This is a genomic window from Emticicia aquatica (assembly GCF_923079645.1).
Classification (GTDB): domain Bacteria; phylum Bacteroidota; class Bacteroidia; order Cytophagales; family Spirosomataceae; genus Emticicia; species Emticicia aquatica.
In genome coordinates this window covers 18,359-30,900 of record NZ_CAKLPY010000005.1, presented here as the reverse complement: position 1 = coordinate 30,900, position 12,542 = coordinate 18,359, and the positions used below count along the sequence as shown (strand labels likewise).

Sequence of the window (12,542 nt, the reverse complement as noted above, 5' to 3'; positions counted from 1 at the left end):
CAATGAACACATTCAAAGTTAATCACGACAAGATATTATTTACACAATTAGGCGAAGAAGGTGTAATTTTTGACATCGAAAAAAATGATTATATCACTTTAAACGAAACATTTTTCAAGATTTTACAAAGCATTGAGCAAGGTAAAAATCAAAATGAAATCGTGATTGATTTTTGTAAAGAATATGATATTTCAGAAGAAGATTGTCGCACTGACGTAAATACTGCGATTGAACAACTGCTCGATAAGCAATTTGTAATTTTATGAAAATGCAAAGGTTAGAAAAAATATTGATGCTCAGTTTTAGACGAAAACTACTGATAATCATGGTTTTATGTTTATCGTTTGGTACTTTTATTATGATGAAATATCTAAAGAAAAACACCAAATTTGGTCAAAGAAATGGCGTTTTAAAAAACACAACTATTGATATTTTTCTACTGAATGACATTCGGTTTGCTATCGAAGCAGTAAATAAAATTGTTCCTTGGGAAAACGTTTGTCGTCATCAAGCTTTTCAGGCAATGCTTTTGTGTAAGCTTTACAAAATCCCCTACCAAATTTTTGTCGGTTTCAAAAAAAACAATGACGGCAAAATTGAAGGTCACGCTTGGACAGTTGTTGACAACCAAATAATAACTGGCTTTTGTGATACAAATGAGTATATCGTACAAAGTGTTTTTTCTTAAAATATCAACAAACATCCATATATGTTTTCAATAGAATTACAGCTATTAATTGAATCAATCAAGGTTGTTTTACTCGATAAGCCTAAAGAGAAATTAATCGAATTATTTAATAATCCTGCTATTAATTGGGCAAGAATTAACCATTTATTGGCACGCCACCAAATTAGACCAATTGTTTATGAGGCAGCTCGTCAATCAAATTTTAAGAACAACTTTATCGAACAAATGGGGCATTTTTCTAAGGTACAATCCATAAAGAACTTAATGGATAGCCATGAACTGACCCATATTTTAGAAAATTTTCAACAACACAATATAGAGGTATTGCCTTATAAAGGACTAGTTTTTCTAGAAAAAATGTATCAAAATAGACCATTAAGAGAAAGTGGCGATATTGATATTGTTGTTAAACCAAGTGATGCAACTAAAGCTTTAAAACTTCTTATTGAAGCTGGCTACACGTTAGAAATTGATTCAGCAAATAACGAAAATATTATTAATGACATTGTTGAAAGAGGCCAATGGAGAGAAGTAAGTTTGTCTAAAATGACAAAATCTGGTTGGAAAACTTCTATAGATTTTCATTGGGGTATTAACGAAACTTTTCAGCAATATAAGTTTCATTTAGAAGATTTATTTGAAGACTCTAAAATTGATAGTTTTCAAAAAAAACAGCTTTTGATTCCTTCTCAAAATACTATTTTTAAACAAATGCTCAATCACCACGGAGGGCGAAATTGTTGGTTAAGGCTAAAAGATTTTTGTGATTTTATTGTATTTATGAAAGCCTATCCTGAGCAAGATTTCGCTTCATTACGCATTTTGGCCGCTGAGATGAATATGAAAGTTGTTTTTGAAAACGGTATTCAAATATTGGAATCCTATTTTTATGAGAACAAAGTTCTTAGTCCACTGAAAACAGTAAAACAAATTACTAATTTTTGGGAGGAACTTAAAGGCCCAGATATGTTATCTTACAAGATTACACTAAAAAGTATTCATCGTTCATTACAAGATTCACAAATAAGCTGGTGGAAATACATAATGATTCATATTAAATATTATTCTATTCCAAACCAAGTAGAAAATAAACGACTTATTGTATTCCCTGATAATTATGTTTTTTTGAATGCTTTTTCAAAATCAATAAGTTATCTGTTTTCAAGAATAAATCCATGCGATAATGCTCGTCGATTCCGTTACAAAGGCTAAAATTTGCCTTTGTAACGAAATTAACGTATCAAGAAAGGGGGTCTAAAAGTCTAGCTTTATTAAAAAAGCTTTCTCTCGTTTCTAAGTAAATCTTATTCATTTCTGGTTTTACCCAAATTTTCTTTTCAGTCTTTAAAACTTTTTTCTGTTGATTAGTTGTCATATTTTTCGGATTAAATGTACAAAGCTAAATACATACATAATTTATATAGATTTACAATAATCAATTATTACTTCATTAGTAGTTTTAATAATCTAATTGTTTTGGTTTAATCGCTGATAAAAAAAATTACGAACCTAAAAAACCAAACCCATTAAAAGGCTTTTGTGTACCTTCTAAATTGAGTTGAGTCATTTCGGGTTTAATCCAAGTTTTTTTCTGTTTGGTGTTGTCGTTGTTTTTCATTTCGTGTTTGTGTTTGATTTATTAAAAATATTATATTTTAGTTCATATAACATAAAAAATGTAGCAATTTCTAAAAATAATACTTCATAATTGCTTCCTTCAGTTGAACTGGCGTAAATGGTTTACTCACAATATCAACCATTCCGCAAGCAAGGGCTTTTTCTCTTTGAGTCACCAAGGCATCAGCAGTCAAAGCAATAATTGGCGTAGAATTATTTAGATTTTCGGTATTGATAATCTTTATTGTTGCTTCATAGCCATCCATGATTGGCATCTGAATATCCATCAAAATAATGTCATATTTTTTCAATTGTGCTTTTTGATAAGCCTCTGAGCCATCAAGTGCCACATCGCAATCTACATTCCATTTTCCAAGTAATGTACAAGCATATTTCCGATTGAGGTCATTGTCTTCAACTAACAAAATTTTTACTCCTTCAATGGTTTGTTGGAGTGCCTTTTGTGCTTTGTCGGCAACTAAAACTGCTGTATTTTGAGCTTCACTTTTTTTGGTTTTTCCTTTTTTTAAACGAAGAGTAAAGAACACTTTTGTGCCTTTTCCGATGGCACTTTCTGCCCAAATTGTACCGCCCAAAAACTCAACAATTTGTTTACAGATAGACAATCCTAAACCCGTACCAGGAGATTTTACTTTATTTTTATCATGAATTTGAGTGAATTTATTAAAAATAAATTCCATTTTATCACTCGGAATTCCTATTCCTGTATCAAATACTTCAAACTCAAAAAGCGTATCTTCGACGGTATTTTCAAGCAGTTTAACCTTTAACCCAATATGTCCTGTTTCTGTGAATTTATCAGCATTTCCCAATAAATTAAATAACACCTGATAAATAAGCGTTTCATCAGCATAGTAAAATTGTTCCATTGCTGAATCTGCCATAAAATCAACCGTTAACCCTTTTGGACTAACTTTCATTTGAAAAGTTTGTTGGATGGTTTTCAGTAATCCTTTCAAATCAAAATCTTTGGGATGTTCGGTTATTTTTCCTGCATCCATTTTCGCAATATCTAACAAATCTGTAATCAGGTTGAGTAAAAACCGTGAAGAATTTTTCAGAATATCCAAATATTCGGTTTGCTGCGTATTGGGCGAAGTGTCATACAATAAATGCGTAATTCCAATAATTGCATTGAGCGGCGTTCTGATTTCATGGCTCATATTTGCCAAAAACTGTTTTTCAGAATTTCTAGCCTTTTCGATTTCTTGTTCTGCTAGTTTTCGATGGGTAATATCCCGCACAATATCTCTTGAACCCGCAAAAACCCCGTTTTTAATGATTGCAGTCGAATTGGCTTCTATGTAACGAATTTCGTTATCCCCTCTAATAATTCGTCCTATATAGTTTTTATAAAAACCATCTGTTATCAGCTTTTTGATGTATTCATCAGAATGTTCTTTATCTTCGGGATGAACTATTTTTCCAAGGTCAATGAAATTCATTTCATCCCTAGGTACGCCTAAAATTTCTAAAAAAGTATTATTTGCCTCTTTTACTTTTCTAGTTTCTGTCAAAATCGCAACGCCATCATTGATATTCATGAAAAGGTCTTGATAACGAAGCGTCGAATCTAATAACTCTTGTTTATAGTCCGCAAATTTTTGTAATATAGCTTTTGTTTGCAAACCCAAACTTTCGGCATTTTCAAAATCACTGGTATCTATTGAAACCCCCATTTCTTTACATAACACTTCTAGTACCTCTTTTTGATTTCTTATTGAGCCACTCAATTGAAGGTTTTTTTCCTGAGCAAGATTAACAAGTTCACGATTGTGAGCAAATTGAGTCAACTGCCAGGTATAGACAAAATGTCCTACGAAAAACAAGAAAATAGTAAGTGCTGTAATTACAATGACAGTATCCAGCAGAATTTCTGAAGAAGGAACAAGGGTAAAATATCCTAAAAAAAAGATGGCTAAACAATAAATATTATACCAAATTCTTTCCTTTGTGTTTAGCGAAAACGATAGGTTAAAATATGACCCTGCAAATGCTAAAATAGTAAACTCAGTTCCATAATTTTTGGCTACGAAAGTAGTAAAATATTGGATAAAAGTAAGCAACATTACCGCCAAAATAATCCAAATTTTCAGTTTATCGCTGCCTTCATTTGTTGAAACTTCAACCGCAAGCTGTTTGATTTTGGACTGAATCACTAGAAACAATACTTCAGTAACTACCAGTGTTGAAACGTAACCTTTCCACCAAAAAGGGCTAAGAACTTTATACAGCTCAATCACATCAATAACTGTCATTATTGGGAGTGCAATGAGACCTATTTTTAGAGCTAGTATAATAGCTTTAGTTTGAAACTCTATACGTTCTACTTCAAATTCCTTTAAATGACGGGTTTTAAATGATGCTGAAAACCAATCTTTTATTCTTCCAAACGACATTTTAAAATAGATTTATGGTCAAGCACTATTTAACAAAACTTTCTATGTTGAAAGTAAAAACGTAATTCTGTTAAGTGATTATTGTCTTTTTGGGAAGTGGTAAAATTGGTTTGAATCAACACCGAAAATTATTATAAATCTTGTTTTTCTTCGGTTTATTCGCTTTTTTGATAGGCACTTATAGGTACTTTACGGTATCTGAGGTATTTATATAACGTCATTTTCGATACACCAATTTCAACTGCAATCTGATTGACTCCTAATTTTCCCTCTCGATAATAGCTTTCTGCCAAGATCGCTTTTTGCTCCGCTTCTTTTGTCATGCCTTGTCGGCGACCACCTTTTCGCCCTCTTGCCCTTGCCGCCTCCAATCCTGCTTTGGTTCGTTCTCTAATTAAGTCTCGTTCAAACTCCGCAAAACAGCCTGAAATATTAAAAAACAATCTTCCTTGTGGCGTAGTCGTATCTATGGCATCACTAATACTTTGAATACCAACATCCTTAGCACTCAACTCAGCAACCACTTCCAACAAATGTTTCAACGAACGGCCCAATCTGTCAAGTTTATAAACAACTACAATATCTCCCTTACGTATGTGAGACAATAATCGTACTAGTTCTACCCTATCCGTCTTTGCTCCTGAAGCAGTTTCTTTAAAAATCATTTCACACCCTGCATTTGTCAATGCATCAGTTTGCATTTCAAGATTTTGGTCTCTTGTACTTACTCTGGCGTATCCAATTTTCATCGTTATTTGCTTATAGACAGGTTAGTAATGTTTGCTATACATTGTTTTATAGACAACAAATATATACTTTTTTTATTATTCGCAAATATTTATTTATTATTTTTATTGATAAATTTAAAACATTAAAATTGATAATAGTACTTATGCTAACAAAAACACTAACTCCTACATATTTTTTGCCAATCCAAACAAATATTTAATTAAGAAAAATAGACAAGATTATGATACCGTTAAATAGTTTTTTGGTTTAATACCTTCCTATTTAGCAGAATCAAGCAAAAAACTACAACCTTGTTATATAAAAAAATTATAGATTTATACTATTTTTTATCAATTTTCACTTTCTTTGTAACCAAATTCATACACTTATTTACGGAATACTTTATTTCTGTTTTATTTCTAACAGGCCCATGTATTCTAAACACCACTACAATGAAACTTCTTGCATTAGTTTTTTTTATAATTATACCTGTATTTTCAATTATTCAAGTTGCGTTGTTTTATTTCTATTTTTTGTCTCAAAAAAGAAAAAAAGAGTCTGTAAATGACGTTTCAGAAAAAAAACAAGGTAGAAAGATAGCACTTCTTTTTATCCTTTTTTTTATAAGTATTGCTATAAATGCTTATTTATATTGGCTTGGAATGAACTTTCTTAGTGAAGTTTAATTAATAAAGCCTTTTTTTAGAGAATCTTTTCATATAAACTAACATCATCATGTTAGCTTGTGTTGGGCAATAAAAATAAAAGACATTTTCAGGAAAATAAAATATTTTGAGTACAAATGATTGATTAATTGCATGTGTAGTCTTTTACATTTTTCAACCTTAAATAATTATTTTTCATGGAAAAACCACTAAAAATAATAATATTCATCATACTTGGTTTTGCAATAATCAACGCAGCAATACTTTTCAATTCAAGAAGCAGTTTTAAAAAGGCAATCAACGAACTCAATGCCGCAAAAGACAGTATTTCACTTGTTAAAAATAAACTTGATAAAGCTCAATCAATTATTTTTGAAACTCAAAAAGAGTTGGATTCCTTCCAAAAAAAGTTAAATTCGTTTCAGAATGGCATTATCGCTTTAGATAATAAAGTTCTAGGCAATAACGCCAACTTCAATGCCGAACTCAATAATCTCAACTCAAAATTAGCTTCATTAAAAACGCAACAAAAAGAGTTAGACATCATCATCAATAACTTACCGCACAACATTCCGAAAGACCGTATCAAATAACTCTCCTATGAAAAATCTTCAAATATTATTTATTCTAGTTTTCATTTCGCACCTTAGTCATGGACAACAGAAAATTTTTAATGACTCAACCAATATCACAACTTACATAAGTCTGAAAAACGATGTCATCGTTAATGCTTGTGATTCTTTATTTATTCTCAATGCCAAAACTTATAAGATTTACGAAACCGCACTCACTAATATCAAAAAAAAGGCTAGCATTGATAATGAGATAATGAAATATTATTCAGAATCTCTTCAACTGACAATGAAACGTATTGATGCTCAAAACAGTGAATATAAAGAGTTAAAGAATTTAACAAATCATCTCATATCGGATAGTCAAACCTTTGTAAATACAACACAAAAACAACTAACCGATGTCAATACAATCTTATCAGACTCGAAGTCTATGCTAACAGCAGTCAATAAAAATCTTGATAATGTTATTGCTGAAATCAAAAACTCCAAAAAAGAACGCTGGAAATTATTAGGAAATGGTGTTCTTGCTGGTATCTCAATATCATCACTAGTGTTCATAATTGTTAAATAATAAATTTTTAAAAATCGTATTCTTATGGCAATTACATCAATCCAGTTTGACAATGCTGCAAAACGTCTCGGAGTTGAGATTGCAGCCATTAAATCAGTTGCAAGAGTAGAATCTGTGCAAGGAGGCTTTGATTCGGCAGGAAAACTGACAATCTTATTTGAACCTCATATTTTTTGGAAAAACTTACTAAAAGTAGGCATTGACCCAAAACCACTTAAACTAAAATATCCAGATTTATTAAATCCTGTTTGGGATAAAACACTTTATGGGCCATCAAAAAATCAATGGAATAAACTAATCCTCGCCCGAACAATTGACAAGCAAGCAGCCAATTTATCAGCCTCTTACGGTGCTTTTCAAATAATGGGTTTTAATTATTCCCAATGCGGATTTGCTGATGTTGAAGCTTTTATTAACTATTTAAACATCAGCGAATCTAATCAACTAGATGCTTTTTGTAGCTATTTATTTTCCGTTCATCTCGTCGATGAACTAAAACATTTAGATTGGAGTGGTTTTGCAAGGGGCTACAATGGTCCATTCTATTGGCAAAATAAATATGACATAAAACTCAAACAGTTTTATGACTTTTATAAAGCCAATCCTGACAAATAACAAAGTTTTTCATATTAGCACACCTTTTTATCAAATCACAAGTTTATGATTTTACTCAATTTCTTTTCTGATACAGGAAAAGTATCTTTCACTATTTATCTCTTTTTTATTGGCATTACTATTATCGGGCTATTTATTGCTTTCTACTACATAAAAAATAGTATTATTTCCGATGAAAAACTTGATAAAATGATTGATTTATTCAAATATTCTATCGTTTCTACCGCCATTGCAACCGTTACTTTGGTTATTGCAGATTTATTCAAGGAGCGAGAATATGATAAAAATGAAATGCTTGCCTTCAACGATTATATCCCTTACATAGTCGATACAACTGGAACTATTGATAAGAAAATTTATTTATGTCGATTTTTTTCAGCTGTTACACCAGAAGGAGATTTAAGAAATGGTTGGCAAAATTATACGAATTTTTTGGAGAATGAAAAAGTCAAAATTGAGCAACTCGTCCAAAAAACCAATCAAAAGTCTCAAGAATTAAATTATAAAAGCACACCACCCACCAATGATGAAATTCAACATTTGGAAGACAGTGAAGTTCAACGACAGAAAATAATTGCCGACTTGAATATTACCGACACCAATAATTATTTAGTAATTCTAGGAGCAGATACCAGCACCGAACTTGCCAAACCCGAAGTAGATTGGGCTTCAAAATTTAGTTCTTCAGCAACTATTTACAAAAAAGGTAACTGGTATAGAACCGTCATTCCAGTCAATACATCGTTTGGTGATGCCAAAGATTTAGCCGAAAAAATTAAATTTGAATCAAAAGGAAAGAAAGCGGCTTATGTCGTTTCTTCAAAAACTTGGTGCAACAATACAGAGTTTTCTGCTGTTGAAAACTGTATTATTTGCAAATAATACAGTTTTCAATTATTTAAATATTCAACAGCATAAGATTGCCATAATTGTTAACCACAAAATAATTGTAATACTAAATAATATTCTATAAAAAACGTGTGTATAGCCTTTTGGGTTTGTTTTTAAAAGATTCATGAAATATAAGTTTATTGTGGATTTCGTCGTTTTTTATACGAATTCTTTTTTGGGGCTAGAATATAATTACCTTACTTTTGCCAAACTTTTTTCTATCGTTGTTAACCAAAACAACGTTGTTTCTGTAAACTTTGATTGTGTTCTTCTTGAAACTCTAAAATTTTGATTATCAATTTTTATTACTCGATTCCTTCGTTCTAAACCTATATCTAAAAAGTTAAGAAACTTGATGTTAATAATTGTTTGTCGGTTTATTCTGACGAAGAAGGGATAGTTTTTACTCCTATTTTCAAAATTTTTAAGTGTATCATTCAAACTTTTGATACTTAAATCATCAAAGTAAATGGTACTTTCTACATCTTCTCGAATAATGTATTTTACCTTATCATAATTTATTTCTTCTACGCTTGTTTCAGAATTGCGACAATCCATTAATATTTGAAAAGGTATTAACGCATGTTCATTCTCTCCAGAAACCACCCATTGTACCTTGTTTATATTTTCTTCACTAACAATGTGCTTTTCCCCTGAAATCATTATCCAATTTTCTGAATCACTAAATGCATAATCATCTACAAATTTTAGATTGATAATTATATTTTCAGAAATCAATAAAAACCCTCTATTTTCAAGCAAAAAATGCTCAATATATGGAATAAAATATGGTTCTGAATAATTATGGTTATTGGCCAGAAAGTAACTCCATTTATTATTTTTTTTTATAATTAGACATATTTCGTCTCTCACTTCGTTATCCCGAATTTTATACATATATCTATTTTTAATCGATACTGTTATTTATTTTTAAATTTTTTCAGTATCAAACTTGTTGTGTTTAAGCTTTATCAGTTAACTTTTTTTTGTCATTATAACATCAATGCGTCATTAATTTATAAAAAATAACAAATCCAATTTACTTTTTAATGTTCAAACAAACTTCCTCGTTTTTTGAAAACAATTCAAGAAAAAAAAATAAACAATTAACATAAATATGTCATTGCAAATGCAGGTTTCTACCTTTATTACCATCGGATTTTAAATTTCAAACGCTATAATTGTATCCGTTTAATAAATTTAATCCAAAACAAATGACGGACACATCGCCAAATTTTATACTTTCTCTAGAAAACTGTCAATATTTCCATCCTAACTCTATGTATTTTAATTTATAAAAAAGAAAAAAATAAACCCTAAAAAGGGTACAAATAAACCATTATTAATTATATTTGGGTATTAATTTACAAATCAAAAAATGATAAGACAAGACCTACTTTTAAAATTTATAAGACATAATCCCGCTTTATCTATCAGCTCATTAGAAAAAGAGGCGGGTATTCCACGTCAAACAATTACTCGTGCATTGAATGAAAATCGAGCAATTCCTGAAAAACACATTGATTTGCTCATTCCAATCCTCACAAAATATGGGTATTCGCCAACGATTTATCAAAATGCTCGAATCATTTCAATCGTCAACCATAAAGGTGGTGTTGGCAAAACCACAACAACCGCTTCTTTGGGCGAAGCTTTGGCTAATAAAGGTTTTAAGGTTTTATTGATTGATTTAGACCCTCAAGGTAATTTAAGTCAAATCTTGGGTATTGATATGCCCGAAGTGCAGATCGCTGATTCATTGTTAAATAATGTCGAATTTCCAGTTATTCCTATTTTAGAAAACATGGATTTATCACCATCTGATATTGATTTGGCAAATGTTGAAATGCGTTTTCATGAGCTCACTGGAGGCGAATTTAGGCTCAAGAATCGAATCAGCCATTTACTACCAAAATATGATTATATCCTGATTGACTGTCCACCATCGCTCAATAAATTAACCATTTCGGCTTTAACTGCTTCAACGAGTTGCTTGATTACTTTGCTTCCTGAAATGTCGGCCGTAAAAGGTCTTAACTCTATTTGGGGAAAAATCATGGAAGTTAGACGCGACTTAAATGCATCTCTCCAAATTGACGGAATCGTTTATACAATGGTGAAACGCAATACGGTACACGACGGAATAAAAATACATGTAAAAGAGGAAGTTAAAAATGTAAAAATCTTCAATGCCGAAATAAAACATTTGATCGACTTCCAAAAATCACAAATTGCACAAAATTCAATTTCTCAGTTTTCGGAAGATTCTGAAGCGGCCAAATGTTATCGAGAATTCTGTGATGAGTACATTGAATACCTTCAAATTGTAAAATAATTTTATGAAAACCGATATTAAGAAAATTCTCGCGTCCAAAACAAAACAAGCTTTATCTAGTAATATCCTGCACGCTGATGCCATTAGACAAAATATTGTTGTTTTAGACGAACTAAAAAATCTAATTCCACCTCTTTCAAACGAAGAGTTTGAACAACTCCAATCTAACATTTTAGAGCATGGCTGCCAATCGCCACTTCAGCTTTGGCAAACACCAAAAAGTTCGATTGGTATCGCTTCAGAAAATAGTGGCGATATTGCCTACGTGCTTGTAGATGGACATAATCGTTACAAAATCTGCGTCAATAATAACTTACCTTTTGAAGTTTATCTATTGTCTTTTGAATCATTAAAAGAAGCAAAAGATTATATGATTGAGCTACAATTAGGTCGCCGAAACTTATCTCCAACGCAAATTTCATACTTCAGAGGCCTTCGATATAACAACGAAAAAATAGATAAATCGCAGAATTTGCCAAAGGGTCAAAATGACCTTTTGGCAAATTTGTCAGTTACTGAACAAGCCGAAATAATGGATAAAACACCAAAGGGTCAAAATGACCTTTTGGGAAATTCAACAGCCGAACGCCTTGCTGATGAATATAAAGTTAGTCCAAAAACTATTAAAAGAGATGCTGAATTTGCCAAAGGTTTACAAAGAATGGGAGCATCATTAAGAAATGATATTCTGACGGGCAAAGAGAAAATAGACAAAAATATTATCCAAAAACTCAGTAAAATCCCCGAAAATATAGGTACAATTGATGATATTGAAAGTTTATTGGCAATCTCAAACCAAAAAACAATGGAAGAAAAAACGCCAAATGGGGTATCAATTGTAATCCAAGAAAAGTCAGAGGAAATCTTAAAAATAACCAAACGTTTTTCAAAATCAATTAGTAAAACAGACCTCCAAAAAATAATAGAACTCAGCGAAGAACTGATAAAAATATTATAATTGTTTTCTAAAACCCAAGGTAATCTTACTTGCTTTGGGTTTTAGAAATACATATCGAAAAAGCTATTTTCCGAAATTTGTAATATTTTAGCAAACTCGAAAAATAGTAAATCGATCCTATTATTATGTTAATATCTTTGTTTTATGTAAGGCAAAGAAAACTATCACTAGTGATAAACAAAAAATTAATCACAACAAAACTTCACCTTCTATTATCATCAAATAAATGCTTCGGTTAAATTTTCTAACAATAGTTATTTTTAGAAAATCGCTATTCTGTTCCGTTTTTTGTAATAGCACATATCTAGCATGATTTGCCTGCGATAAAGAATAAAACACCAATTTGTCATTTTATAAAAAACTTCACGAACGCTAATTTTTGAGTAAAAGGCAATCTACTTACCTTTTCCATAGAATATTATCACACAAATAGGGGATAACAACTATTACAAAAAACGGAAACGAAACGGAAGAAGGA

At 31.1% G+C, this 12,542-nt stretch carries 13 protein-coding genes; 10 read left to right on the top strand and 3 right to left on the bottom strand.

What is annotated here, in order from left to right:
• Nucleotides 1-2: 2 nt before the first annotated feature.
• Genes MJQ71_RS18950 through MJQ71_RS18940 form a run of 3 tightly spaced genes read left to right on the top strand, consistent with a single transcriptional unit; the run spans nucleotide 3 to nucleotide 1,900 of the window.
• Complete coding sequence (locus tag MJQ71_RS18950) at nucleotides 3-266, top strand: PqqD family protein (RefSeq protein ID WP_238808509.1); 264 nt, start codon at nucleotides 3-5, stop codon at nucleotides 264-266.
• Between the two features lie 2 nt (nucleotides 267-268).
• Nucleotides 269-688 (top strand): lasso peptide biosynthesis B2 protein, encoded by a 420-nt coding sequence (locus tag MJQ71_RS18945; RefSeq protein ID WP_238808508.1) that lies wholly within the window; start codon nucleotides 269-271, stop codon nucleotides 686-688.
• A 21-nt stretch (nucleotides 689-709) separates the two neighbouring features.
• Nucleotides 710-1,900: a nucleotidyltransferase family protein gene (locus tag MJQ71_RS18940; protein ID WP_238808507.1), complete on the top strand. Its 1,191-nt coding sequence runs from the start codon at nucleotides 710-712 to the stop codon at nucleotides 1,898-1,900.
• 476 nt (nucleotides 1,901-2,376) lie between these two features.
• Here MJQ71_RS18940 and MJQ71_RS18935 read toward each other — a convergent pair whose 3' ends face one another.
• Nucleotides 2,377-4,725: a PAS domain-containing hybrid sensor histidine kinase/response regulator gene (locus MJQ71_RS18935; RefSeq protein WP_238808506.1), complete on the bottom strand. Its 2,349-nt coding sequence runs from the start codon at nucleotides 4,723-4,725 to the stop codon at nucleotides 2,377-2,379.
• Nucleotides 4,726-4,880: 155 nt separating this feature from the next.
• Entirely contained in the window at nucleotides 4,881-5,474 is a 594-nt protein-coding gene (locus MJQ71_RS18930; protein ID WP_238808505.1) for a recombinase family protein, read from the bottom strand.
• Nucleotides 5,475-5,906: 432 nt separating this feature from the next.
• Here MJQ71_RS18930 and MJQ71_RS18925 point away from each other — a divergent pair, with 432 nt between their 5' ends.
• From MJQ71_RS18925 to MJQ71_RS18905, 5 genes are all read left to right on the top strand, one after another.
• Nucleotides 5,907-6,140 carry a hypothetical protein gene (locus MJQ71_RS18925; RefSeq protein WP_238808504.1) on the top strand — a complete coding sequence of 78 codons (234 nt, stop codon included), beginning with the start codon at nucleotides 5,907-5,909 and terminating at the stop codon, nucleotides 6,138-6,140.
• Nucleotides 6,141-6,316: 176 nt separating this feature from the next.
• Nucleotides 6,317-6,712, top strand: a complete 396-nt coding sequence (locus MJQ71_RS18920) for a coiled-coil domain-containing protein (protein WP_238808503.1) — start codon at nucleotides 6,317-6,319, stop codon at nucleotides 6,710-6,712.
• A gap of 7 nt (nucleotides 6,713-6,719) precedes the next feature.
• Entirely contained in the window at nucleotides 6,720-7,265 is a 546-nt protein-coding gene (locus MJQ71_RS18915) for a hypothetical protein (protein WP_238808502.1), read from the top strand.
• 24 nt (nucleotides 7,266-7,289) lie between these two features.
• Entirely contained in the window at nucleotides 7,290-7,880 is a 591-nt protein-coding gene (locus MJQ71_RS18910; RefSeq protein ID WP_238808501.1) for an N-acetylmuramidase family protein, read from the top strand.
• A gap of 45 nt (nucleotides 7,881-7,925) precedes the next feature.
• On the top strand, nucleotides 7,926-8,762 hold the full coding sequence (locus MJQ71_RS18905) for a hypothetical protein (protein WP_238808500.1): 837 nt from the start codon (nucleotides 7,926-7,928) through the stop codon (nucleotides 8,760-8,762).
• 201 nt (nucleotides 8,763-8,963) lie between these two features.
• Here MJQ71_RS18905 and MJQ71_RS18900 read toward each other — a convergent pair whose 3' ends face one another.
• Nucleotides 8,964-9,668, bottom strand: a complete 705-nt coding sequence (locus MJQ71_RS18900) for a LytTR family transcriptional regulator DNA-binding domain-containing protein (RefSeq protein ID WP_238808499.1) — start codon at nucleotides 9,666-9,668, stop codon at nucleotides 8,964-8,966.
• A gap of 481 nt (nucleotides 9,669-10,149) precedes the next feature.
• Here MJQ71_RS18900 and MJQ71_RS18895 point away from each other — a divergent pair, with 481 nt between their 5' ends.
• Both MJQ71_RS18895 and MJQ71_RS18890 read left to right on the top strand, forming a co-directional pair.
• Complete coding sequence (locus tag MJQ71_RS18895; RefSeq protein ID WP_238808498.1) at nucleotides 10,150-11,106, top strand: AAA family ATPase; 957 nt, start codon at nucleotides 10,150-10,152, stop codon at nucleotides 11,104-11,106.
• A gap of 4 nt (nucleotides 11,107-11,110) precedes the next feature.
• Nucleotides 11,111-12,064 carry a ParB N-terminal domain-containing protein gene (locus MJQ71_RS18890; RefSeq protein ID WP_238808497.1) on the top strand — a complete coding sequence of 318 codons (954 nt, stop codon included), beginning with the start codon at nucleotides 11,111-11,113 and terminating at the stop codon, nucleotides 12,062-12,064.
• Nucleotides 12,065-12,542: the final 478 nt, after the last annotated feature.